The organism is Agrobacterium sp. BT-220-3 (assembly GCF_025910175.1).
Taxonomy (GTDB): domain Bacteria; phylum Pseudomonadota; class Alphaproteobacteria; order Rhizobiales; family Rhizobiaceae; genus Agrobacterium; species Agrobacterium oryzihabitans.
Genome location: NZ_JAPAIX010000001.1, coordinates 119,332 through 144,224, shown reverse-complemented (window position 1 = coordinate 144,224; position 24,893 = coordinate 119,332). Strand labels below are relative to the sequence as shown.

The window sequence follows — 24,893 nt, the reverse complement described above, 5'->3', positions numbered from 1 at the left end:
CGTGACGTAACTTTGAAATTTGCCCTGAAACTGTTGCCTAAACAGCAACCGAATGGCGGCCGCGTCCATTGCCGAGATAGGTGTCGAAGATTGCCGCGATATTACGGACGAAAGGCTTTCCCGCCTCCGTCACCGCAAAAATATCGGCGTCCAGCTGCACGACGCCATCCCTGTCGATTGCGGCAAAATGCTGCGCCTGCGTTCTCACCGACTGGCTGACCTTGCCGAAGCGATGCCGCAAATCCGCAAGATCAATCGAGAAATCGCACATCAGCCGTTCGATGACATGCGAACGCAGATGATCATCCTCTGAGAGCTCTATCCCTTTGACGACGGCAAGACCGCCCTCGCCCGCGAGACGCTGATATTCCCCCGTCGCCACCATGTTCTGCACATAGCCCTGCGGCAGCCGGCCGATCGAGGACGCGCCAAGCCCGATCAGCGCATCGGCCGTATCGGTGGTGTAGCCCTGAAAATTCCGCCGCAGCTCTCCCGCCTCCGCCGCCTGGCAGAGCGTATCGGCCTGCTTGGCGAAATGGTCGATCCCGATTGCCCTGTAACCCGCCTCGCCAAGCATCGCCGCCGCCATCGTCATCTGGCGGTAACGCTCGGCAATATCGGGAAGCGCCTGTTCGGGGATCAGCGACTGGTGCTTTTTCATCCAGGGAACATGGGCATAACCGAAAAGTGCGACCCGGTCCGGATCGAGCGAGACGATCTGCACCACCGTCTTTCGCAATGTCTCGCAGGTCTGGAATGGAAGCCCATAGAGAATGTCGCAATTGACGGAATGAACACCCCTCGCCCGCACCGCATCTACCACCGATTGCGTCTGCTCGAAGCTCTGTATCCGGTTGATGGTTTTTTGCACTTTGTCATCAAAGTCCTGAACGCCGAGGCTTGCACGCGTCATGCCGATGGCGGCAAGCGCATCGTATCGGCCGTCGTCCAGGTCGTTCGGGTCCATCTCCACGCTGATTTCCGGTGCCAGTCCAAAGGTGAAATGACGTCTCAGACAATCCATCAGGCTCACCATGTCCTCAGGTCTCAACATAGTGGGCGAACCGCCGCCGAAATGCACCGCGCTTACCACAGCATCGGGGGAAACCAGTGCTCCAACAGCTGCTATCTCCCGCTTAAGTGCCTCAAGATAAACGGCAATCGGTTCGTATTTCAGCGTGTGCTTGGTGTGACAGGCACAGAACCAGCACAGCCGGTCGCAATAGGGAATGTGCAGGTAAAGCGATATCCGATTCCTGTGGCCGAGCTCGCCCAACCATTGCCGGTAGGTGACGTTATCGACCGCTTCGTGAAAATGCGGGGCTGTCGGATAGCTCGTGTAACGCGGAACGGCACCTGAATATTTGCGAAGAAGTTCGGTATTCATCACCCGATTTGCCTTTTATCAAGAAAATGTCGATTTCCTCTCTTTCAGTAACGGCTGCGACAGTTTGCAACTTTGACTTCAATCAAATTGCGCCTTAAGTTCTTGCTAAAGTAGACGCTGGGGCGACGGCTACGCGGCGCAAGCCTTCGAAGAGACCGGATTTTAAACCCGCGGTCGCAATCGTTCCGAAAAAGCCAGCATTGGAAAAGGCTTATGGACACGCTGCAGAAGACCATCCACAATTCGGAAGATCCCGTCGTGTGCCGCTCCTGCGAGGCACGTCACGGCGGTCTTTGCAGCACGCTGACGCCACAGCAACTCTGCGACCTCAACCGCCACTCCAGCCGCAAAAAGCTGGAAGCGGGCAATGAGCTGCTGGGCCAGGGCGAACTCGTCACCTCCTACGGCAATATCCTCAATGGCGTGGTCAAGCTCTCGAAAATGATGTCGGATGGCCGCCAGCAGATCGTCGGCCTGCAGTTCGCACCGGATTTTCTCGGCCGCCCGTTCATGGCGGAAAGCAAGATGACGGCGGAAGCCGCAACCGATGTGGAAATCTGTCTTTTCCCGCGCCGCATCGTCGATCGGATGATTTCAGAAGTTCCGGACATGGAGCGCAAGCTTCACAGCCAGTCTCTGAAGGAACTGGATGAAGCGCGCGACTGGATGCTGACGCTTGGGCGTAAATCCGCGCAGGAAAAGGTTGCCAGCTTCCTTTATATGATCGCCACCCATATCGACCCGGAAAACGACGATAAATCCTCCTTCGACCTGCCGCTGTCACGCGCCGATATCGCCGATTTTCTCGGCCTCACCATCGAAACGGTGAGCCGGCAAATGACCAAGCTGCGCAAGGAAGACATCATCCGCATCGAGAACAACCGCCATATAACGGTGCCAGATCTCGATGCACTGAGCGACGCCGCCGGCAACGACTGACCGGCATCCCGCAAAGTTTTCATCGGCCCTGAAGGGCTGGCGTTCCGATGGTGATGTAAGGCGCCCGCGCCTGAGCGGGTGCGAGCGCAAAACCGGCAAGAACCAGCAAAGCAGCGATGCATCTCATGATATTTCACCCTGTATGCCGCCTTTTCAGCGGCCTGTTTGTTATGTCTGCACAATAGTCGGCAAACTTCATCCATCCGCTTAACAACTTGGGTAAGCGGATGGTTCAAATGCAGGGTAAAGAAGGGGTTATGATCGCCGCGCCGAGATGGCCCGTCAGCCGTAAATATCGCTGTAGAAACATCGGCATCGCGGCTTGTTTCTTCTCCCCGGCGGGGAGAAGAAGCAGGACGCACGCGCTCGCTCCATATGCAGCCTCCTGGCTCATATGAGGCCGCCGTTTATGAGGCAGGTCTCGTCAGTTAAATGATTGTATATGCTCGGGATAATCCCCGTGTCCGCACATCAGGCGCGGAGGAACCTCACTGCGAAGCAGCAGGCGTCGCAACCGGCTTCTGGTTTTCGCCAAGCGCCCGCAATTCCGCGACCCGGCGCTTGTATTCGGCTTCCGAAATCTGGCCGTTGCGGCGTGCCGCACCGAGGCGGGAGAGGTTTGATTCCATTGTGGAGGCCTCGTCGTCGCCCATCTGGGTGCCGGCGGCCGTCATCGGCGCTGAGAAGGTCGGATAGGTGCCGGTGTCGCGCTTCTGGCTCACCGCATTGTCGCTGACCGGGCGCGGGCCGACGATTTCGGCTGTCGGGCGGCGCATATGGGCGGGAGCGACGATCGGCTCCGGCGCCTTGCAGGCGGCAAGCGTTGTGACGAACATTGCGCCGGAGAGCGAAAGAACGGCGATTCTTGCGGCGTTTTCCGCATATGTTCCCCATGTGCCCATCTGCTTGCCCATCGTCATGTTCCGCCTGTAAGGATATCTGCCGATATCGAATTCGACTGCGGTTCGGCCCTTTGCGGCCTCCCCTTGCTGGTGGAACTTGTATTCGTTTTCATGCAGAATGTGCAAACACAAATTTGGTGGAGGATGACGCATGGCAGGTGTTGACGGCGGGCCTAAGAAAAAGGGCGGCAAAACGCCCGGTTTCGATGCCAGGGCCGCCGAAGCCTACCTGATCCGCGATCCCGAAACCTTCGTGGTCAACATCGCCCGCGCGCTGGAGAATCTCGGCAAGGCCGCGTCCGAATGGCTTGCTCCCCGAGAGCGTGGCGAAATTCCCCAGACGAGCGCCGATCCGGTGACCGATCTCGTCAAGACGCTGTCCGATGTCGCCGAATATTGGATGGCGGAGCCCAAGCGCTCCCTTGAAGCGCAAACCCATCTTCTGTCGAGCTACTACGATCTCTGGGCGAAGTCGGTGGCGCAATTTTCCGAGGATACCGATTCTGCCTCGGCAAAAAGTGCTGAAACCGGCTCTGCGGAGCGCAGGAACAGACGCTTTGCCGATGCGGACTGGCAGGCCAATCCGTTTTTCGATTTTCTCCTCAAAGCTTATCAGACCACCGCCGGTTTCGCCGACCGGATGGTGACGGAAGCCGAGGGGCTGGACGAACACACCCGCACCAAGGCGCTGTTTTACATGCGCCAGGTGACGGAGGCGCTCTCGCCGGCCAATTTCGTCTTTACCAATCCGCAGGTCTTCCGCGAGACGGTCGCCTCCAGCGGCGCCAACCTCGTCAAGGGCATGGCGCAGCTGGCGGAAGATGTCGCGGCCGGCCATGGTCACCTGAAACTGCGCCAGACGGATTACAGCAAATTCGTCATCGGCCAGAATATCGCCGTTACCCCCGGCAAGGTTGTTGCCAGAAGCCCGCTCTGCGAAATCATCCACTACGCGCCGACGACGAAAAAGGCCTTCAAACGGCCGCTGCTCATCGTGCCGCCATGGATCAACAAATTCTACATCCTCGATCTCAACCCGCAGAAATCCTTCGTCGGCTGGTGCCTGGACCAAGGCCACAGCGTCTTCATGGTCTCGTGGATCAACCCCGATGCGCAACTGGCCGAAAAAGGCTGGGAGGACTATATCCGCGAAGGCATCGATTTCGCCCTCGACACCATCGAGGAAAGGACCGGCGAAAAGGAGATCAACGCCATCGGCTATTGCGTCGGCGGCACGCTTTTGTCCTCGGCACTGGCGCTGCATGCGCAGGAAGGCAATGAGCGTATTCGTAGCGCGACGCTTCTCGCCGCCCAGACGGATTTCGTGCATGCGGGCGACCTCAAGGTTTTCATCGACGAAGGCCAGCTTGCGGCGCTCGACAGGCACATGCAGGCAGTCGGTTATCTCGACGGATCGGTCATGGCGACCGTGTTCAACATGCTGCGTGCGTCTGATCTCATCTGGCCTTATGTGGTCGATAATTACCTGCGCGGCACGGAACCCCTGCCCTTCGATCTCCTCTACTGGAATTCCGATTCGACGCGCGTGACCGCCGCCTGCCATTCCTTCTATCTGCGCAATTGTTATCTCGACAACAATCTCGCCCGCGGGCTGATGCGCGTGGCGGACAAGCGGATCAATCTCGGCGACATCACAATCCCGGTCTATGATCTTGCCACCCGCGACGATCATATCGCGCCGGCGAAATCGGTCTTCACGGGCGCAGCACTGTTCGGCGGCCCGGTGGAATTCGTGCTCGGCGCGTCCGGCCACATAGCAGGCGTCATCAACCCGCCGGAACTTGAAAAATACCAGTACTGGACAGGCACATCACCATCCGGAGACTTAGATGCCTGGCAGGCCGCCGCCACCGCCCATAAGGGCTCCTGGTGGGTGCACTGGCAGAACTGGATCGAAAGCCAGAGTGCTGAAAAGGTGAAGGCGCGGAAGCCGGAAGACGGCAAGCAACCGGTAATCGGCGATGCCCCGGGAACCTATGTTCTTTCTTAAAATATCGGCGCAAAAGTGACCCATACGCGACAGCCCCCCTCCCTCATTCCTGTGCTTGTCACAGGAATCCAGTCGACGCGCGTCGGCGCGGAGGAGAGGAGTTCTTTCAGCCCAAGGACTTGGGCTGGCTGGATCCCTGTGACAAGCACAGGGATGAGGAACGGAAGCGAATCGCGAAAAAGAAGAATTCTTTACCGACGCACCCAAGCGCGAACCTTTGTATTATGCCAATGAATCAAAAGTGTTTTTATAAAAATCCTGTGCTCCAAAACGCGCAAGCCCACCCACCTCTCATCTTTCTGGCCCCATGCTCTTCACGCCCCCGCTTGTTCCCGCCACGCTGATCGCCCGCTATAAACGTTTCCTCTTCGATGCCGTTCTGGAAGACGGTACGGAGATTACCGGTTCGTGCCCCAATACCGGCTCGATGCGCGGGCTCACCGCACCGGGATCGCGCATCTGGCTGTCCGAACATGACAGTCCCACCCGCAAGTACCGGCACATGCTGGAAATGGTCGAGGCCGACGACACCGTGGTCGGCATCAATACTGGCATGCCGAACCGGCTGGCGGAAGAAGCCATCATCAACGGGCGCATCCCGCAGCTGATGGGATATTCGACGATCCGGCGCGAACAGAAATACGGTCGCAATTCCCGTATCGATTTCCTTCTTTCGCAAATCGGCCGGCCGGATGCCTATGTGGAGGTGAAGAACGTGCATTTCATGAGGGAAAAAGGTCTGGCCGAATTCCCTGATACCACCACCAAACGCGGCGCCAAGCACCTTGAGGAACTGGGAGACGCGGTTGAAGCCGGTCACCGCGCGGTGATGCTCTACCTCATCCAGCGAAATGATTGCGACCGCATGCGCATCTGCGACGATCTGGACCCGGTCTATGCCATGGCATTCAACCGGGCCATGGCGCGTGGTGTCGAGGCCTATGCGGTGAAATGCGAGGTCTCTCCGGCACAAATTTCGGTCAGCGGAACGGTTGCGATGGACGAATGGCGTCCCGCTGCTTTATGAACGAAGATGTAAAAAGACAGAAAGCACGATCATGGTCACCTATATCGACGCGGCATCCGCTCCCTTGAAGAATACCGGCGTCATCCGCCTCTACACGGCGGAGGATTTCACGGGAATGCGCAAGGCGTGCCAGTTGACGGCGCGTTGCCTCGACGAGCTGGCCGCAATCGTCAAGCCGGGTGTTACGACGGATGCCATCGACCGTTTCGTGTTCGAATTCGGTGCCGACCATGGCGCGTTGCCGGCAACACTGAACTATCGCGGTTATACGAAGTCCGTCTGCACCTCGATCAACCACGTGGTCTGCCATGGCATTCCGGACGAGAAGCCACTGCGCGAAGGCGACATCGTAAATATCGACGTGACCTATGTACTGGATGGCTGGCACGGCGATTCGAGCCGCATGTATCCGGTCGGCCAGATCAAGCGCGCCGCCGAGCGCCTCATGGAAGTGACCTACGAGTGCCTGATGCGCGGCATCGCAGCGGTAAAGCCCGGTGCGCGCACCGGTGCGATCGGCGCGGCCATACAGGCCTATGCCGAGGCCGAGCGATGCTCGGTGGTGCGTGACTTCTGCGGCCACGGTGTCGGACGCCTGTTCCATGACACGCCCAATATCCTGCATTACGGCCGCCCGGACGAAGGCCCGGAAATCCGCGAGGGCATGATCTTCACCATCGAGCCGATGATCAATCTCGGCAAGCCGCATGTGAAGGTGCTCTCCGACGGCTGGACGGCGGTGACACGCGACCGCTCGCTCTCCGCACAATACGAACATGCCGTCGGCGTCACGGCCACCGGCTGCGAAATCTTCACGCTGTCGCCGGGTGGCTTCGACCGTCCGGGCCTGCCGCCGCTCACATAAGGCCAGACCGCCTATGGCAAAACGCCCCGCCCCGCCTTCCGCCGATCTTTCAACAACATCCGGCTTTCAGGCGGGAAAGGGCGAGCTTTTCGACGGGCAGGATGAGCGCGGCTTTTTTGCCGAACCGCAAAGCGCGCTCAAAAAAACCGCCGAACCGATCATGGCGGAGCCGGACGCGGAAATCGCCCATTATCACGGCCACCGCGACCGGCTGAGAACGCGCTATCGCGACGGCGGCGACACCGCACTTGCCGATTACGAACTGCTGGAACTTCTGCTTTTCCGGCTTATCCCGAGGCGCGATACCAAACCCATCGCCAAGGCGCTGATCGCCCGTTTCGGTACCCTCGGCGGCGTGCTCGGCGCGCCGCTGCCGCTGTTGCAGGAGGTGAAGGGCGTGGGCGAGGCCGTGGCACTCGATCTGAAGCTCGTCGCCTCGGTTTCGCAGCGCATGCTGAAAGGTGAGATTCGCAACAAGCAGGTTCTCGGTTCCTGGTCGTCTGTCATCGATTATTGCCACGCCGCCATGGCCCATGAGACACGCGAACAGTTCCGCATCCTGTTCCTCGACAAGCGCAATGTGCTGATCGCTGACGAGGTACAGGGCCTGGGAACCGTCGACCACACACCGGTCTACCCCCGGGAAGTCGTTCGCCGCGCGCTTGAACTTTCATCTACCGCCTTGATTTTAATCCATAATCACCCAAGTGGAGACCCCACCCCCTCGCGTGCGGATATCGAGATGACCAAAACCATCATCGATACGGCAAAGCCGCTCGGCATCGCCGTGCACGACCACATCATCATCGGCAAGGACGGCCATGCAAGCTTCAAAGGGCTTCGGCTGATCTGACATTGACTGACGCTGACGCGAAGATTCTTTCTCGCCTGCAACCCATAAGAGCGGCATCAATACAAAATTAATACCTATAAATTAGCATTTCCGAAAATAATAAATCAAGGCATCGAACCTTGGTGCCTGGAGAAACGGGGGTGCTTTATGCGTAATGCAATGCGTTTCCTTCGCGATCGGTCCGGCTCGAACGCTGTCGAGTTCGCCATCGTCGCGCCGATCTTCTTTCTCGTCCTGCTGACCATGATCGCCTACGGCATCTACCTGATGGCGGCCTATTCGGTGCAGCAGATCGCCGCTGATGCGGCACGAACGGCGGTTGCCGGGCTGAACACGACCGAACGCCAGCAGCTCGCCCGGGATTTCATCACCAAGAGCAGCCTCAACTACGCTTTCATGGACAAGAAGCGTTTCACGGTGAATGTCTCCACCGATCCCGCCAATGCCAACCAGTTCACGGTCAAAGTCGAGTATGACGCCCGCGATCTGCCGATCTGGAGCCTCTACAGCTACACCCTGCCCGAGCCGGTCATCCGGCGTTTTTCCACCATCCGGATCGGAGGAGCATGACATGCTGACCATCTCTTCTTTGCTCTCCCGTTTCGCCAAGGACCGCAGGGGCAACATCGCCATATCGGCCGGGCTCACCGCGCCGCTTTTCATCGGTATATTGGCGCTCGGTGTTGATTATGGCTACCTGACCCTGCAGAAGCGGCAATTGCAACAGACCGCTGATCTTGCAGCCATTTCGGCGGCGGCCAATGCGGCCGATCCCGAAAAGGCGGTCCAGCAATATTTCGCCCTCAACGGCATGGACCTCGGGGTCAAAACGCCAAACGGCCTGTTGACCGCAACCGGTCTTGAACCTTTCGACCCCTTGAACGAATTTGCCAAAAGCAACGGTTATGCCGAGATCGTAAAAGGTCACTACGAACCCGACGCTACGCTTCCAGTCGACCAGCGATTCGTTGACAATGCCCTGCCCACCAATGCGGTGAAAGTGAACATCGTCGAAAAAGGCCAGATATTCTTCGCCTCCGCTTTTACAACGGCGCCCAAGGTCTCAGCGGTCGGAACCGCCTCGTCCCAGAAGATCGCCGCATTTTCGGTGGGATCGCGGCTCGCAAGCCTCGACGATGGAATCCTGAACAGCCTGCTCGGCGGCCTGCTCGGCACCACGGTTTCGCTCAAGCTCATGGATTATCAGGCGCTGCTCGCTGCCGATGTCAACGCATTACATGTCGTCGAGGCGCTGGCCGTCGATCTCAAACTCACCGCCGGCACCTACAAGGATGTTCTGAAAACGGAAATCACCTATGGCCAGTTCCTGAATGCGCTGACGAAGACCACCGGCCTGCAGCCGGCTGTCGCCACCATTCTGACTGCGCTGCAAAAAACCGTCAACAAGAGCAATATCAAGCTCAAGCTTGAGGAAATCCTCAATCTCGGGCCGTTCTCCGACAAGCTGATCGGTAGCGGCGAAAACCTCAAGGTCACCGCCGGCGTCTTCGATCTCATCAATGCCGCCGCCGTGGCGGGCAATGGCGGCAACCAGCTGGCGCTTAATCTCAACGCCAACCTGCTGGGTCTCGCCTCGGTCAAGGCAACGCTTGCCATCGGTGAACCACCTGTCGAAACGCCGTCACTCGCCGTCGGCGGTCCGGGCACCGTGGTCCGTACCGCGCAGACCCGGCTGGCGGTCAATGTCGTGGTCGATGGGCTTCAGGCGATTGCCGGCCTGAAGGTCAATGTTCCGCTCTATGTGGAAGTCGCCCATGCCGAAGCACGGCTTGCCGATATTCGCTGCACGGGCGGCGGACAGGGAACCGTCGATGTCGAGGTCGTCCCCGGCGTCGCGGAAATCGCCCTCGGTAATGTCGATACCTCGGCCTTCGCCAATTTCGGCAAGGACCCGCGCGTCACCAAAACAGCGATCGTGGATTCTGCATTGCTCGCCATCAATGGCAGCGCTCTCATCAACGCCACCAACATGAAGAAAACCAAGCTGACTTTCACGCAGTCGGATATTACCCAGGCAAAGATCAAGAGCGTCTCCACCAAGGACACCGTTACCACTCTCGTCAGTTCCCTGCTGAAGAACCTCGATCTGGATATCAGGCTCCTCTTCCTCAACCTCGATCTGGGAGGGCTGGCGGGAATCCAGGCCGCACTTGCCAATACGCTTTCCGTGGTCACGGCCCCAGTCGATCAGCTGCTCTACAACGTGCTTCTGGTTCTCGGCGTCAAGATCGGCGAGGCCGATGTACGGGTCACGGATGTTCGGTGCCAGCAGCCGGCGCTGGTGCAGTAATTCAGCACCGCGCATGAAAAAGCCGCCGGATGGTCTCCCGGCGGCTTTTTTCGTTTAAGGCTTTAATATCAGGCGTTGGCAATCGCCAGGCGCTTCTCGTCCCGGCCGCTCTTCATGCGCTCCGACAGAAGGAAGGCCAGTTCCAGCGCCTGATCGGCGTTGAGACGCGGATCACAATGGGTGTGGTAACGGTCGGACAGCGAATCCGCCGTCACGGCGCGCGCGCCGCCCGTGCATTCCGTCACGTCCTTGCCGGTCATCTCGATATGGATGCCACCCGGATGCGTGCCTTCGGCGCGGTGAATCTGGAAGAAGCTTTCGACTTCCGACAGGATGCGCTCGAACGGACGCGTCTTGTAGTGGTTGAGCGTGATCGTATTGCCATGCATCGGATCGCAGGACCAGACGACCTTGCGGCCTTCCTTCTCAACCGCACGGATGAGCTTCGGCAGGCTGTCCGCCACCTTGTCATGACCGAAACGGCAAATCAGCGTCAGGCGTCCGGCCTCGTTCGCCGGGTTCAGCGCATCGATCAGCTCGATCAGATTGTCCGGCGTCAGAGACGGACCGCATTTCAGGCCGATCGGGTTCTTGATGCCACGGAAATATTCCACATGCGCATGGTCAAGCTGACGCGTGCGGTCACCGATCCAGATCATGTGGCCGGAGGTGGCATACCAGTCGCCCGAGGTGGAATCGACGCGGGTGAGCGCCTCTTCGTAACCCAGCAGCAGGGCCTCATGGCTGGTGAAGAAATCGGTCTCGCGCAGGCTCGGATTGTTCTCCGCGCTGATGCCGATCGCCTTCATGAAATCCATGGTTTCGGAAATCCGGTCGGCCAGCTTGCGGTAACGGTCCGCCTGCGGGCTGTCCTTGATGAAGCCAAGCATCCACTGATGAACGTTTTCCAGGTTGGCATAACCGCCCATCGCGAAAGCGCGCAACAGGTTCAGCGTCGCCGCCGACTGGCGGTAGGCGTCAAGCTGGCGCTCCGGGCTCGGTATGCGCGAACCTTCGTTGAATTCGATACCGTTGATGATGTCACCGCGGTAGGACGGCAGCGTCACGCCATCGAGCACTTCCACGTTGGAAGAGCGCGGCTTGGCGAACTGGCCGGCAATACGGCCAACCTTCACGACGGGCAGCTGCGCGCCATAGGTCAGGACGACGGCCATCTGCAGGAAAGCGCGGAAGAAGTCGCGGATATTGTCCGCGCCATGCTCGAGGAAGCTTTCAGCGCAATCGCCACCCTGCAGCAGGAAGGCGTTGCCTTCGGCCACATTGGCAAGCTGCTTTTTCAGGCGACGGGCTTCACCGGCAAAAACCAGCGGCGGATAGGTCGCAAGTGTGGCTTCCGTCGCCGCAAGCGCCGCCGCGTCAGGATATTCGGGAACCTGCTGGATTGGCTTCTGCCGCCAGCTGCCGGGGGTCCAATTCTGTGCCATGTTCTTACCCTTTTCTCGCCCGCGCGATTTTCGCGCGGCCGCCTCGAAAAATTGAGCGGCTTATAGCTCCATGCATCGCCTTTGCATAGCCGATCCCGGCGCCATACCGCTCAATCCGCCCGTTTTGAGCGTCGCAAGCGCATAAAAGTCAATTCAAACGATTTAACAAACCCGCCCCCACCCGAAAATCATCTGTTTCGGGGGCGACGGGCAATTTTGACGCGCGATTATATCACGCTTGCGTCAGGGCTACACGCGCTCGCCGTTCACAACGCGGTAGCTCGGCGAATACATCGTCACCAGCTCCTCGGCGGCTGTGGGATGAACCGCCATGGTGCGGTCGAAATCATCCTTGGTGCACCCGGCTTTCAGCGTGATGCCGAGAAGCTGCGCCATCTCGCCCGCCTCGTGGCCGAGAATATGCACGCCCACAACCTTGCGGTCGCTGGCATTGACGATCAGCTTCATGATCATCTTTTCCTGACGGCCGGAAAGCGTTGCCTTCATCGGGCGGAACTGCGCGCGATAGACTTCCAGCTCCGGGTATTTCTTGCCCGCTTCCTCTTCGGAAAGTCCGACCGTGCCGATTTCCGGCTGCGAGAACACCGCCGTCGCAATCAACTCGTGATCCGGCTTGGTCGGGTTGTTCTTGTATTCGGTTTCGATGAAGCACATGGCCTCGTGGATCGCCACCGGCGTCAGCTGTACCCGGTCGGTGACGTCACCCAGAGCGAAGATATTCGGGACATTCGTGCGCGAATAGTCATCAACGATGATAGCGCCCCGCGCATCCACCTTTACCCCGGCATTTTCAAGGCCAAGACCATGGGTATTGGGATCGCGGCCGAGCGCCAGCATCACCAGGCCGACATGCAGCGAGTTGCCCTGCTTCGTGCGCGCCACAAAGCCGCCCGTACCATCCTTGCTGACTTCCTGAATGACGTCTTCAAGAATGATGCGAATACCCTTTGCTTCCATCGCTTCATGGAGGCCCTTGCGCATGTCCTGATCGAAGCGCGAAAGGATTTCCTTGCCGCGATAGATCAGCGTCGTTTCAACACCAAGCCCGTGGAAGATATTGGCAAATTCGACCGCGATGTAACCGCCGCCGGCAATCAGGATCGACTTCGGCAATTCTTCCAGATCGAAAGCCTCGTTGGACGAGATCGTCAGCTCATGGCCCGGCAGCGCCTTGTGCTCGTTCGGCGTGCCGCCGACGGCAATCACGATGCGCTCGGCCGTGAACGTCTCGCCGGTCTTGGTGAGCTTCACGGTATGGGCATCGACCAGTTCCGCCCGGCTGTCGAAAATATCGGCCTTGGCGTTTTCCAGACCCTTGCGGTAGAGCCCTTCGAGACGGGTGATTTCCTTGTCCTTCGCCGCGATCAGCTTCTTCCAGTCAAAGCTGCGCTCACCGACGCTCCAGCCGAATCCTTCCGAATCCTCGAAATGCTCAGGGAATTGCGAGGCGTAGACGAACAGCTTCTTCGGCACGCAGCCGCGAATGACGCATGTGCCGCCATAGCGGTATTCTTCAGCAATCCCCACGCGCTTGCCGAGCGAAGCCGCCACACGGCCGCTGCGAACGCCGCCGGAGCCGCCACCGATGACGAAAAGATCGTAGTCATAAGCTGTCATAGTCAAAACCCCTGATCAAAACCACGCCATCAGCCTTGAGGCGGACAGTGGTATCTTCACGGCACATATAGGTGCTGCGACGCACAAATGAAAAGCCCGGTCTTGCGGCCGGGCTTTGAATATTTCTGAACTGTCCGTTCATTCAATCAGGGCTTGGGAGCCGGAGCGCCGCCCGTGGCGTTCTGATCGGCCGGAAGCGGCTTCAGATCGGCGCCGGCAACCTTCTGCAGCTCAGTCATGCTGGAGGCGTTGAGGTCGCGGTTGATGCCGGCGGCCCAGATATCGGCGGCCTTCATCAGCTCGCGCGTGGCGATCGGACCGTCCTTCAGAAGCTTCTTGCCGGCTTCGCTGCTGTAGAAGGTGGAGATGGCGTTCAGCTCTTCAACGGTGAAGGCGCGCGCATAGGTGAGCGCAGCCTCACGTTCCAGATCGGCGCGGCGCGGCGCAAGCTCGAGCGCCTTGGCATCGACGGTTTCGGTGATGGCGTCCTGCACATTCGGCGATGCCTGAATGAGTTCGGCCTTCAGACGCTCCGCCAGACCCGGCAGGATGTCGTCGAAACGGTCGGTTACGCCAAGAGAGGCGATCGCCTGCCGTGCGGCAGCAATGTGCGCTTCCGAAATTTCCTGAGCGCGTGCGGCAGTACCGAACACGATGCCGGAAATAAGGATCGAAGCAGCGGCAGCTTTGCCCAGTCCCGCTAGTTTGATCATGAAAATCTCGCTCCTGTTATACTGCCTGCATCACGCGGGCGCCTTCAGGTCCCGCGATAATGGCAAGCGATGCCAAATTTATGAAAAGTCCGTGCTCGACAACACCGGGGATAGTGTTCAGCTCGCGTGCAAGCGCTTCTGCATCAGGAATACGGCCAAAAGATGCGTCGAGAATAAGGTGTCCGCCATCCGTCATGAAGGCGCCGTCGCCAGACGAGCGCATCGTCAGCGTGCCCGAAAGGCCGGACCGCGCCGCCAGCTTCTCGATGGCGATCCGTGTCGCCACCTGGCCGAACGGGTTGATTTCGATGGGCAGCGGAAAGGCGCCGAGCGTCTCCACGACTTTGCTCTGGTCGGCAATCACGATCACGCGGGCAGATGCCGCCGCCACGATCTTTTCGCGCAGAAGCGCGCCGCCGCCGCCCTTTACAAGCCGCAGCGCATGGTCCACCTCATCGGCGCCGTCAATGGTCAGATCAAGTTCCGGCAACTCGTCGAGGGATTTCAGCGGCACGCCGAGTTCCACGCAGAGCCGTGCGGTGCGCTCGGAGGTCGGTACGCCCTCAACTTTCAGACCGGCTGCAACCTTTTCGGCCAGCAGCCGCACGAATTCCTCAGCCGTTGAACCCGTGCCGATACCAAGCCGCATCCCGTCTTGAACATGGGACAATGCGGCCTCGGCGGCCTTGATCTTCATCTGGCGGGCATCCATGTGCCTGAAACTCCGGTAGCTTTGTCGTCGCCGTGCTGTTTACACGGGTCGAAAGCCAAACGAAAGCCTTTTTCAAAGCAACGAACAGAACGTTGTGGTGCGGTTGCAAAGACAAGGCCGTTTGCCTAGGCTTGGCGTCAATGAAAGCACCGATATCTTCACCAGAAGCATACCCAAGAGGCCCGTTTCCGTGACATCCCGCCCGCTCTCCCCACTCGCCATTTTCGATCTCGACGGCACGCTTGTCGACACCGCCGCCGATCTCGTCTCGAGCCTCAATCACACCATTGCCGCCGCCGGCCTTGCCCCCGTCACCTATGAAGACCTCACCCATCTCGTCGGCCAGGGCGCGCGCGTGATGATCAGGCGAGCTTTCGCCCTCCGTCAGGTGGAATTGCCGGAAGCCGAGCTGGAACCGCTCTATGAGCGCTTCATCACCCATTACCGCGCCGAAATGCCCGGCGAAAGCCGCCCCTATCCCGGCATCATCACTGTGCTGGATGCGCTGTCGGCCTCAGGCATCACGCTTGCCGTCTGCACCAACAAGACCGAAATTCTCGCTTTGCCGCTGCTCGAAAAGCTAGGCCTCACCCAATATTTCGCCGCCATCACCTGCGGCGATACGTTCGAATTCCGCAAGCCGGATGCCCGCCATATTCTCGGTACCATCGAAAAGGCTGGCGGCGATGTCCAGCACTCCATCATGGTCGGCGACAGCATCAACGATATTCTCGCCGCAAAGAACGCCGCCGTCCCGTCGATCGGCGTGACCTTCGGTTATTCGGATGTGCCGATGGTTGAACTGAAGCCGGATGTGGTGATCGACGATTTCACTGAATTGACGCCGGCGCTGTTCGAAGAACTGGTTGCGAAGGGTGCAGCGGCCGCCTGAGAGTCTGGAGCAGACAAGTAAAGCGCCAGAGAACGGCGATTCCGACGTCAATGAGAGCTGAACAACCTCTCTTCCGTCATGCCGGACTTGATCCGGCATCCAGCCACGGCGCGTCTGCGCCGTGAAAGACTCTTTTGCGATCAAGGACTTGATCGCGCTGGAACCCGGATCAGGTCCGGGGTGACGGAGTACGGTTGCCGTTAACGCCAAATGTAGCTGGCGGACTCCAGCACCAAACAAATTGGGCGGGCCTTTCCTTCAAACAAAAAAGCGCCGTTTCCGGCGCTTTTTTTCTCGATGCTATTCTCATCAGATCGACGCGGCCCGCGCCTTCGTCGTCACGGCGAACGCCTTCTGCACGTAGCTGTCGCGATCATAGACGTCGTCGAAGAACTGCACCTTGCCGTCCTTGTCCGGCCAGGCGGTGAAGTAGGCCACGTAGACCGGAATCTTCTCCGGCACCTGCACGGCGCGGTTCTTGCCAGACGCGATCTGCTCGCCGACCTTTTCGACGCTGGTGCCGAGAACGGCAGCCGCCATGCGGCGCGGCTCGACCAGGCGGATACAGCCGTGGCTCAGCGCCCGCATGTCGCGGTTGAAGAAGCTCTTGGCAGGCGTATCGTGCATGTAGATGGCATGCGCATTGGGGAACAGGATTTTCAGGTCGCCCAGCGCGTTGTCGCTGCTCGGCGGCTGGCGAACGGACACGGCATTGGTCGAACCATACCAGTTGACGCTGGTGGAAGAGACCGCACGGCCGCCCACCTGAACCTCATAACCCAGCCGGTCGAGATAGGACGGGTCGCGGCGCAGCTTCGGCAACATCTCATTGATGATGATCGACTGCGGCACGCCCCAATAGGGGTTGAACTCGACGGTCTGGATCTCGTCCTGGAAAAAATAGGTCTGGTTGGCCTTGGAGCCGACCACGACCTTCATGCCGAACTGTTCTTTGCCCTCATTGTGATAATAGGCCATGAAAGCGGGCTGGTTGATGAAGACGTAGCGCTGGCCGAGATCGGCCGGCAACCAGCGGACCTGCTCCATCGCCACCTGTACCTTGGCAATCTTCGCGTCATTGCTTTCGCCGACCATGGCGCGCACGGTGGCGCGGCCGATGACGCCATCCGGCTTCAGGCCGTTTGCGCTCTGGAAGGCCTTCACGAGATCAACGAGATCGGGCGTGTAGTCCGGCGTCTGCTGATAGCCGGAAATGATCGCCGCATGCTCCGCCTTGAAGGCCGGAGAAGCGCGATGTTCGATGGCCTTGACGACATTGGCCATATCAGCGCTGCTATTGCCGGGCTTCAGCACCAGATCGGCCGGAACGCGGACGACATGCGCCGCATCGCCTTCGCCACGCAGGCGCGCAAGTTCCGCCTTCAGCGCAAGATACTCAGTGCTGGATGGTTCGCGGCTGCGCAGATAGGCGCCGACATCGGGGCTGAGGCCCGCAAGCTTCAGCACCGGTGTGAGGTTCACCGTCTTGCGCTTGAAATCATGGTAGCCCGACAGCCGGTTCGGATCGACGCGGCCACGGGTGGTGTCCTGCACATAGGCCAGAACCTTGGCAGAAAGCGCCAGCTCGAACTGCATCTGCGCCCGCTGATAGGCGTCGGAGGTAGAGGCGGAAGCCGTCTCCACAGGCGTGCCGGAGGCGGTCGTTCCGGAAACATTCGCACTGGGAGCACCGTTGCCGATGCTGGCGGTCACATCCCGCGCGGGGGCGGAAATGCTGTAATCGGCCGGATCGAGGCCACTTTCGCCGACCGTGTCGAAAAACGCGATGACGGCGTTGGCGCGCTCGGTCAGCTCGCCTTCGGAAACCCACAGCGTCTTGCCGCCCGCGCCGTAATAGGCCTCGAGCGCCTTGGCGATTTCGGGCGTGGCGCTGAACTTCAGATTGGCAAGACCCTCGCCGAAATTCGCCGTGTTCACCGCACGAGCGGCATCCGCCTTGTAGTCATAATAACGCGGGCCGGAAACGCGCGGAAGGGGCTCGGGATCGGAGGCATCGGCGCTCGGTCCTGAAACCGGTGGCGATGTAACGATGCCGGCCGGCGGCAGCTCACCGCGATCACGCGCGACCTTGCCCGGGCCGCCACGCAGAAGGTCCATCAGCGTCACCGCGCCGGCGCTGCCGGGAAGAGCGGTGGAGACGGAAAGACCGAGAGCCAGCACCAGCGCTGCCGATGATTTTCCAGAAGTGACTTGCAATTTTATCCTCGTAGCACCCCAGCACCGCCAGTCAAACGGCGGGCATCAGTTTCATGCTTGTCTAGCCGATCGACGGCCCGTTGAAAAGAAAACGCCCAAAGCCCACAACCATGCCGAAATGAACCTTATGATACAGCCAAAGCCGTAAAAACGTAATTTCCAGAATTGGCGAGAATGGTTAAATTTCTATTTATTTCATTAACTTTGCCAGAGGCAGCCGCGCGCCCTGCCCGCCCCTGAAACGCCGGTTTTCCGGCCATTTCATGACGTAGTAAAAATGACACGCAGCAGCCTTTTTCTCGCTTGGGCGATCCGCACCCCATAATCGCTTTTGTACGACCGGAAATATCTGCCTCTGCCGCATTGCAGCGCTTTCATTGCCGGCGCGATGATTCTATATATCGGCCGCGCAAGGCGGGCGAAGGCGCCGTTTTGGCGGAGGAAAACAAGTAAAAAGGCAAGATTGATGACAGCCACACGGACGGAAACCGATACATTTGGACCCATTGAAGTTCAGGCCGATCGCTATTGGGGCGCGCAGGCGCAGCGCTCGCTCGGCAACTTCAAGATCGGCTGGGAAAAGCAGCCCGCCTCTGTCGTTCGTGCGCTGGGCATCGTCAAGCAGGCAGCCGCCCGCGCCAACATGGCGCTGGCAGGCCTCGACCCCAAGGTCGGCGACGCCATTATCGCCGCCGCACAGGAAGTCATCGACGGCAAGCTGACCGAGCATTTCCCGCTCGTCGTCTGGCAGACCGGTTCCGGCACACAGTCCAACATGAATGCCAATGAGGTGATTTCCAACCGCGCCATCGAGATGCTCGGCGGCGAAATGGGCACCAAGAAGCCCGTTCACCCCAATGACCACGTCAATATGAGCCAGTCCTCAAACGACACCTACCCGACGGCGATGCACATCGCCTGCGTGGAAGAAATCGTTCACCACCTGCTGCCGAGCCTCAAGCACCTGCACAAGGCGCTGGAAGCCAAGGTCAAGCAGTTCGAGAAGATCATCAAGATCGGCCGCACCCACACGCAGGATGCGACCCCGCTGACGCTAGGCCAGGAATTCTCCGGTTATGCCGCGCAGGTCGCCTCGGCGATTGCCAATATCGAACTCACCCTGCCCGCGCTCTCCAAGCTCGCCCAGGGCGGCACGGCTGTTGGTACGGGCCTCAATGCCCCCATCGGCTTTGCTGAAAAGGTCGCAGACGAGATTTCCAAGATCACCGGCCTGCCCTTCGTGACCGCGCCGAACAAGTTCGAGGCGCTCGCCTCGCACGATTCCATGGTCTTCTCGCACGGCGCGATCAACGCTGCAGCCGCTGCACTCTTCAAGATCGCCAACGACATCCGCTTCCTCGGCTCCGGCCCACGCGCCGGTCTCGGCGAATTGTCGCTGCCGGAAAACGAGCCCGGCTCGTCTATCATGCCGGGCAAGGTCAACCCCACCCAGTCGGAAGCACTGACGCAGGTCTGCGCCCACATCTTCGGCAACAACGCAGCGCTTTCCTTTGCCGGTTCGCAGGGCCACTTCGAGCTCAACGTCTATAACCCGATGATGGCCTACAACTTCCTGCAGTCGGTCCAGCTTCTGGGCGATGCGGCCGTCTCCTTCACCGACAATTGCGTCGTCGGCATCGAGGCCCGCGAAGACAATATCAAGAAGGGCGTAGAGAACTCGCTGATGCTCGTCACTGCGCTGAACAGCAAGCTCGGCTACGACATCTGCGCCAAGATCGCCAAGACCGCGCACAAGAACGGCACGACCCTGCGCGACGAGGCCGTTGGCGGCGGATACCTCACCAACGAGGAATTCGACCAGTATGTGCGCCCGGAGAACATGATCGGCCCGAAATAATCGGTTTGGATTCTGGTGGAATGCAGAACGGGCCTTCGGGCCCGTTTTTGCTTTGGGCATGAGAAGTGACGGTGCAAGCCGAAGCTGATTCAATATCCACTTTGGCGAGGTGGATTATGGGGCGATTCTTAAGTGATGATTTTCGATTGCGGTGTTTAAACATGCGCCTCAATGGTAGGGCTGATACTCAACTAAGCTTCAATCTGAGCGGGGATTACATTGAGATATACGGGAATTATCCTGAGCCTCGTACTGGCTCTAGCGTCGTGTAATACACGTTCGCCCTACAATACCCCAGAAATACGCCGCGTCATCTCGGCCGGGAGCGCATTGGGCAAGTGCTTGGAGCGGACCACAAAAGCATATCTCGTTTCAAACAAAAATCCGCAAAAAGTCGCCTCAATGCTCGATAACGCATGCATCGCGGAACGAAAGGCCGAGATGGATGCCAAGCGCGCGGCTGGTATTCCGGTGAATTATTTTGATTATGGAAAAGGGCGACACGAAGTCTCATTATATTGGGCAACCCACACGTCGCTTGCAGCAGAATAAGAATACGCGATCAACACCTGTCAACCTCCGCATAGCAGTCAACGCCTGAAGCTGATGGCGACAAACTTTACTACGCAAAGATCATTATACCGCGCCGTGGCTGGATGCCGGATCAAGTTCTTCATGACGGAAGAGAGCTATTCGATTTCCGCAATAAAAAAGGGCCGCAAAAGCGGCCCTCTTCATCTCATTCAAACCGTCAAACCAGCCGGCTCTGTTCCACCGCAGCTTCGATAAAGCTCGCAAAAAGCGGATGCGGGTCGAGCGGACGGCTCTTCAGTTCCGGGTGGTACTGAACGCCGATGAACCACGGGTGGTCAGGATATTCCACCGTTTCCGGCAGGACACCATCCGGAGACATGCCGGAGAAGACGAGACCGCATTCTTCCAGCCGGTCCTTATAGTCCACATTCACCTCGTAGCGGTGACGGTGGCGCTCGGAAATGTCAGTGGTGCCGTAGATATCGGCGATCTTGGTGTCTTTCTTCAGCGCCGCCTTGTAGGCGCCGAGACGCATCGTGCCACCGAGATCGCCCTTGGAGGAACGCTTCTCCAGCTCGTTGCCCTTGACCCATTCGGTCATCAGGCCGACGACCGGCTCGGACGTCGGACCGAATTCGGTCGAAGAGGCATTTTCGATGCCGGCAAGGTGACGGGCCGCTTCCACGACCGCCATCTGCATGCCGAAGCAGATGCCGAAATAGGGCACATTGCGCTCACGCGCAAACTGCGCCGCCATGATCTTGCCTTCGGAACCGCGCTCGCCGAAGCCGCCAGGCACTAGAATGCCGTTGACCTTTTCGAGATAGGGCGTCGGATCTTCTTTTTCGAAGACTTCCGACTCAATCCACTCGAGCTTCACCTTGACGCGGTTGGCAAATCCACCGTGATGCAGCGCCTCGATCAGCGACTTGTAGGCGTCCTTGAGGCCGGTATATTTGCCGACGATCGCAATCGTTACCTCGCCTTCCGGCGTGCGGATACGGTTGCAGACCTCTTCCCACTGTTCCAAACGCGGCTTCGGCGCAGGCTCGATGCCGAAAGCGGCCAGCACTTCCGAATCGAGACCTTCCTTGTGGTAGGCGATCGGAACGTCATAGATGTTTGCAACATCCAGCGCCTGGATGACGGCGGAAGGACGCACGTTGCAGAACAGCGAAAGCTTGCGGCGTTCCGCTTCCGGGATTTCCCGGTCGGCGCGCACCAGCAGGATGTCGGGATGAATGCCGAGCGCCTGCAGTTCCTTCACGGAATGCTGGGTCGGCTTGGTCTTCAATTCGCCAGCTGCCGGAATGTAAGGCATCAGCGTCAGGTGAAGATAGATCGCCGTGCCGCGCGGCAGGTCGTTGCCGAGCTGACGGATCGCCTCCATGAACGGCATCGCCTCGATGTCACCAACCGTGCCACCGATCTCGCAGATGACGAAGTCGTAATCGTCATTGCCTTCGATGACGAAGTCCTTGATCTCGTTGGTAACGTGCGGGATCACCTGAACGGTTGCGCCGAGATAGTCGCCGCGGCGTTCCTTGTCGATGATGTTCTTGTAGATGCGGCCGGTCGTGATGTTGTCGGTCTTGGTGGCCGAACGCCCCGTGAAGCGCTCGTAGTGGCCAAGGTCGAGGTCCGTCTCGGCACCGTCATCCGTCACGAACACTTCGCCGTGCTGTGTCGGGCTCATGGTGCCGGGATCGACGTTCAGATAGGGGTCGAGTTTACGAAGCCGCACCCGATAACCACGGGATTGCAACAAAGCTCCGAGTGCTGCCGCGGCGATGCCCTTACCTAGAGAGGAGACCACGCCGCCTGTGATGAATACATATCGCGCCATGGGATTCACCGGATACCTTTTTACCTCTGATTCCGCCAGCCCAAATTTCATGCTGTTGCAAATTCGCTGTTGACGAATTGGCAATGGGATACGGCGAAATGCACACAAAAGAAAACCGGCAGGCTTTTGGCCTGCCGGAGCGTTAAATCGAAACCGGGCTTATTGACCGGTCGGTACTGCGTTCGGATCGGCGGGCTGCGCCGGTGCCGGGGCGGCAGTGCCGGACGCGGCAGGAGCCGGAGCCGTCTGCGCGGGCGCTGCTGCGCCATTATTGGTCGGAACGCCATTTCCAGCCGGAGCCGGTGTTGCGGGCGTCGTCGCCGGGCCGAGCGTGTCGAGAATGCCGTTGCCCTGGCCTTGCGTTGCCGGAATACGGTTCAGAATATCGGTCGGGCGCGCTTCGTAGCGGGTCAGAAGACCAAGCCCGAGCGACGTCAGGAAGAACAGCGCGGCGAGGATGCCCGTCGTGCGGGTCAGCGCATTGGCCGTTCCGCGTGCGGACATGAAGCCCGAACCGCCGCCGATACCGAGGCCGCCGCCTTCGGAACGCTGGATCAGGACCACGCCGACGAGCGCCAGCACGATCATGAGGTGAATAACAATCAAAACGGTCTGCATGACAATCCATTCCATGCCCCGCGCGGAGCACTACAAAGAAGGTTTCGCGGCTCTTTACATGAGGCGAAGGTTTATTCCAAGCCCCTTTCCCGCCACTGTGACAGGAAAGCTTGTCTCAGGCCGTCAGTTGCTCATATGCCGCATAGATGGAAAGGAAGTCGGAGGCTTTCAAGCTCGCGCCACCGATCAGCGCGCCATCGACATTCTCGACGCCCATCAGTTCCAGCGCATTGGCGGGCTTCACCGAGCCGCCATAAAGAATGCGCATCGTCTTGCCTTCTTCGCCGAAACGCTTGACGAGTTCGTCGCGCATGAAGGCATGGGCCTCGCGCACGTCCTGCGTGGTCGGGGTAAGACCCGTACCGATCGCCCAGACCGGCTCATAGGCGATGACGGTGTTTTCGGCGGTTGCCTCGTCCGGCAGGGAGCCGGCCAGCTGCCGCTTGAGGATATCGAGTGTCTGGCCCGCCTTGCGCTCATCCGCCGTCTCGCCGATGCAGACGATGGCGATGAGATCCGCCTGATGCGCGGCAACGGCCTTGGCGCGCACCAGATGATCCGTCTCGGCATGGTCGGTGCGACGCTCTGAATGGCCGACGATCACATGGGTGCCGAAGCAATCGGCAATCATCTCTGCGGAAATATCACCCGTATGCGCGCCGGAAACGTTCTGGTGGCAATCCTGACCGCCGATCATCAGCGGGCTGTCGTCGCAGAGCGCGGTCGCGACATAAAGGAGCGTGGATGGCGGGCAGATCAGCGCGTCCACCTTTTCGGACAGCGCGCCCTTGACGCCCTCTGCCATGGCCTTGATCTGATCGAGCGAGGCACGGGTGCCGTTCATCTTCCAGTTTCCGGCTACAAGCGGTCGAACATTCGGCGTCATGCGTATCCCATTCCCTTTGTCTCGAGTGCCGCCATTGGCGGCCCCCTTCCCTCAGCCAGTCACGGCCCCATAATCGCGACAGAAAGCCTGCCGGAAATCCCGGGATATTCCTTTAAACGCAGCCGACAACAAATGGTACAAAAAAGCGGCCGGAAGGTTCAAAACGGCGGTCAATTTCGTCAATTTCGCCGGCGCTGACCCAAATCGGAGCCTCAGCGGCTCAAAATCCAGTTCAAAACCGCCCGCCAGTCGGTCATGCGCACCGGCGTCCCGTGGCTGCCTGTTTCGAAACGGGTGAAGCGTGCTGGCTCACCTGCCTTCAGCAAGGCACGAAAGATCATTGCCTGCTGATCGGCCGAATAGACCTTGTCGGCGCTGCCATGCGTGAACCAGACCGGCTTTTTAGCCCTGGCAAAGGCGCTCTTCGGAAAATCGGGATCGACCGCACCGCCAAGGATCGCCATGCCCTTGAGATTGGCGACAGCAGCCTTGTCGCGGCTGATACCGTAGCAGATGAAACTGCCCATGGAGGCGCAGGTCAGCACCACCGGCCTGCCGCCCGATTTGCGGGCCGCATCGGCAATCAGCGCGGCGACATCGGCAACGCCCTTTTCATCGAAGGACCGCACGCTCGGCACGTAATAGGTGCCGCCATTGGCAACAGCGAGGTTTTTCAGCCGGTTGAAATTGCCGCCGAACGTATAGTCGTTCATGCCGAGCCGCCGGTCGCCGCCGCGCCCGTGTATGAAGATCACCGTGAAGGCCTGCCCGGAAGATGGCCCGACGCGACCGACCTCAAGCGCCCTGCCCTCGACGGTCAGGGTTTCCAGCGCCTGCGCGCTCTTCGGCGCCATATCCACATATTGCCGCTTCACCCGGCGTTCCGGCACCTCGTCGCGGCCGTTGATGTCGCGCATCTCCTGATAATCGATCACCTCCGACGCGCCGCCATCTCCGGTGGAAAGCACCGTCTGACTGGAAAAAAGCTCGTCCTTGAAGGGGCGCAGCGGCCCGTCCGCCGCCCAGGCACCGCCCGGCATCGCCGCAACAGTCAGGCAGAAAAGAGTACAAAACGTGAAATGAGCTGTGGACATGCCTTGGTTAACCGTTCATTCGTGGCTGCGAGACTTGCCATTGCAAGGCCGGCAGCGCAATCCTCCTGTTGCGAAACCCTGACACAATCGTGGCATAAGGTGCGCCGCGTTCGGCCACACGCCTTACACGTTTGGCGCTATAATC

21 protein-coding genes are annotated in these 24,893 nt (G+C 59.4%); 10 read left to right on the top strand and 11 right to left on the bottom strand.

Annotated features, from left to right (window positions below):
- Positions 1-37: 37 nt before the first annotated feature.
- Positions 38-1,387 carry an oxygen-independent coproporphyrinogen III oxidase gene (gene hemN / locus OK142_RS00705; protein ID WP_498680694.1) on the bottom strand — a complete coding sequence of 450 codons (1,350 nt, stop codon included), beginning with the start codon at positions 1,385-1,387 and terminating at the stop codon, positions 38-40.
- Between the two features lie 213 nt (positions 1,388-1,600).
- On the opposite strand from hemN, the gene fnrN reads away from it, so the two are divergent.
- On the top strand, positions 1,601-2,326 hold the full coding sequence (gene fnrN / locus OK142_RS00700; protein WP_137037638.1) for a transcriptional regulator FnrN: 726 nt from the start codon (positions 1,601-1,603) through the stop codon (positions 2,324-2,326).
- 488 nt (positions 2,327-2,814) lie between these two features.
- On the opposite strand, the gene OK142_RS00695 is transcribed toward fnrN, so the two are convergent.
- A complete protein-coding gene (locus OK142_RS00695; RefSeq protein WP_253204058.1) occupies positions 2,815-3,240 on the bottom strand; it encodes a hypothetical protein in 426 nt (141 codons plus the stop codon).
- 139 nt (positions 3,241-3,379) lie between these two features.
- Between OK142_RS00695 and OK142_RS00690 the strand changes: the two genes are divergently transcribed.
- The 6 genes from OK142_RS00690 to OK142_RS00665 all read left to right on the top strand — a co-directional run bounded on the left by OK142_RS00690 (position 3,380) and on the right by OK142_RS00665 (position 10,295).
- Entirely contained in the window at positions 3,380-5,239 is a 1,860-nt protein-coding gene (locus OK142_RS00690) for a PHA/PHB synthase family protein (RefSeq protein WP_498680693.1), read from the top strand.
- A 307-nt stretch (positions 5,240-5,546) separates the two neighbouring features.
- Complete coding sequence (gene sfsA / locus OK142_RS00685; RefSeq protein ID WP_216331375.1) at positions 5,547-6,266, top strand: DNA/RNA nuclease SfsA; 720 nt, start codon at positions 5,547-5,549, stop codon at positions 6,264-6,266.
- A gap of 31 nt (positions 6,267-6,297) precedes the next feature.
- Positions 6,298-7,131, top strand: a complete 834-nt coding sequence (gene map / locus OK142_RS00680) for a type I methionyl aminopeptidase (protein WP_003495840.1) — start codon at positions 6,298-6,300, stop codon at positions 7,129-7,131.
- A 13-nt stretch (positions 7,132-7,144) separates the two neighbouring features.
- Positions 7,145-7,984 (top strand): RadC family protein, encoded by an 840-nt coding sequence (radC, locus tag OK142_RS00675; RefSeq protein WP_498680692.1) that lies wholly within the window; start codon positions 7,145-7,147, stop codon positions 7,982-7,984.
- Between the two features lie 147 nt (positions 7,985-8,131).
- Complete coding sequence (locus OK142_RS00670) at positions 8,132-8,554, top strand: TadE/TadG family type IV pilus assembly protein (protein WP_035242473.1); 423 nt, start codon at positions 8,132-8,134, stop codon at positions 8,552-8,554.
- Position 8,555: 1 nt separating this feature from the next.
- The gene (locus OK142_RS00665) at positions 8,556-10,295 is read left to right on the top strand and encodes a TadG family pilus assembly protein (protein ID WP_216331378.1); all 1,740 of its coding nucleotides are present in this window, start codon (positions 8,556-8,558) and stop codon (positions 10,293-10,295) included.
- 68 nt (positions 10,296-10,363) lie between these two features.
- On the opposite strand, the gene OK142_RS00660 is transcribed toward OK142_RS00665, so the two are convergent.
- From OK142_RS00660 to rpiA, 4 genes are all read right to left on the bottom strand, one after another.
- Positions 10,364-11,740 carry a class II 3-deoxy-7-phosphoheptulonate synthase gene (locus OK142_RS00660; protein WP_035223251.1) on the bottom strand — a complete coding sequence of 459 codons (1,377 nt, stop codon included), beginning with the start codon at positions 11,738-11,740 and terminating at the stop codon, positions 10,364-10,366.
- Between the two features lie 249 nt (positions 11,741-11,989).
- Positions 11,990-13,378, bottom strand: a complete 1,389-nt coding sequence (gene gor / locus OK142_RS00655) for a glutathione-disulfide reductase (RefSeq protein WP_498680691.1) — start codon at positions 13,376-13,378, stop codon at positions 11,990-11,992.
- 146 nt (positions 13,379-13,524) lie between these two features.
- Positions 13,525-14,091, bottom strand: coding sequence for a DUF2059 domain-containing protein (locus OK142_RS00650; protein WP_003495829.1), 567 nt, complete (start codon positions 14,089-14,091; stop codon positions 13,525-13,527).
- Between the two features lie 16 nt (positions 14,092-14,107).
- Entirely contained in the window at positions 14,108-14,803 is a 696-nt protein-coding gene (rpiA, locus tag OK142_RS00645; RefSeq protein ID WP_003495827.1) for a ribose-5-phosphate isomerase RpiA, read from the bottom strand.
- Between the two features lie 190 nt (positions 14,804-14,993).
- On the opposite strand from rpiA, the gene OK142_RS00640 reads away from it, so the two are divergent.
- Positions 14,994-15,695 carry a phosphoglycolate phosphatase gene (locus tag OK142_RS00640; protein ID WP_498680690.1) on the top strand — a complete coding sequence of 234 codons (702 nt, stop codon included), beginning with the start codon at positions 14,994-14,996 and terminating at the stop codon, positions 15,693-15,695.
- Positions 15,696-16,004: 309 nt separating this feature from the next.
- On the opposite strand, the gene OK142_RS00635 is transcribed toward OK142_RS00640, so the two are convergent.
- Positions 16,005-17,912: a L,D-transpeptidase family protein gene (locus tag OK142_RS00635; RefSeq protein WP_498680689.1), complete on the bottom strand. Its 1,908-nt coding sequence runs from the start codon at positions 17,910-17,912 to the stop codon at positions 16,005-16,007.
- Between the two features lie 466 nt (positions 17,913-18,378).
- Between OK142_RS00635 and fumC the strand changes: the two genes are divergently transcribed.
- Together fumC and OK142_RS00625 are read left to right on the top strand one after the other, a co-directional pair.
- Positions 18,379-19,770 carry a class II fumarate hydratase gene (fumC, locus tag OK142_RS00630; protein ID WP_137037645.1) on the top strand — a complete coding sequence of 464 codons (1,392 nt, stop codon included), beginning with the start codon at positions 18,379-18,381 and terminating at the stop codon, positions 19,768-19,770.
- A gap of 342 nt (positions 19,771-20,112) precedes the next feature.
- Positions 20,113-20,322 carry a hypothetical protein gene (locus tag OK142_RS00625; RefSeq protein ID WP_498680688.1) on the top strand — a complete coding sequence of 70 codons (210 nt, stop codon included), beginning with the start codon at positions 20,113-20,115 and terminating at the stop codon, positions 20,320-20,322.
- A gap of 199 nt (positions 20,323-20,521) precedes the next feature.
- Here OK142_RS00625 and pyrG read toward each other — a convergent pair whose 3' ends face one another.
- From pyrG to OK142_RS00605, 4 genes are all read right to left on the bottom strand, one after another.
- Positions 20,522-22,150 carry a CTP synthase gene (gene pyrG / locus OK142_RS00620; protein WP_035223457.1) on the bottom strand — a complete coding sequence of 543 codons (1,629 nt, stop codon included), beginning with the start codon at positions 22,148-22,150 and terminating at the stop codon, positions 20,522-20,524.
- 159 nt (positions 22,151-22,309) lie between these two features.
- The gene (gene secG, locus OK142_RS00615; RefSeq protein WP_035223455.1) at positions 22,310-22,768 is read right to left on the bottom strand and encodes a preprotein translocase subunit SecG; all 459 of its coding nucleotides are present in this window, start codon (positions 22,766-22,768) and stop codon (positions 22,310-22,312) included.
- Positions 22,769-22,883: 115 nt separating this feature from the next.
- Positions 22,884-23,654, bottom strand: coding sequence for a triose-phosphate isomerase (gene tpiA / locus OK142_RS00610; RefSeq protein ID WP_498680687.1), 771 nt, complete (start codon positions 23,652-23,654; stop codon positions 22,884-22,886).
- Positions 23,655-23,866: 212 nt separating this feature from the next.
- On the bottom strand, positions 23,867-24,748 hold the full coding sequence (locus OK142_RS00605; RefSeq protein ID WP_498680686.1) for an alpha/beta fold hydrolase: 882 nt from the start codon (positions 24,746-24,748) through the stop codon (positions 23,867-23,869).
- Positions 24,749-24,893: the final 145 nt, after the last annotated feature.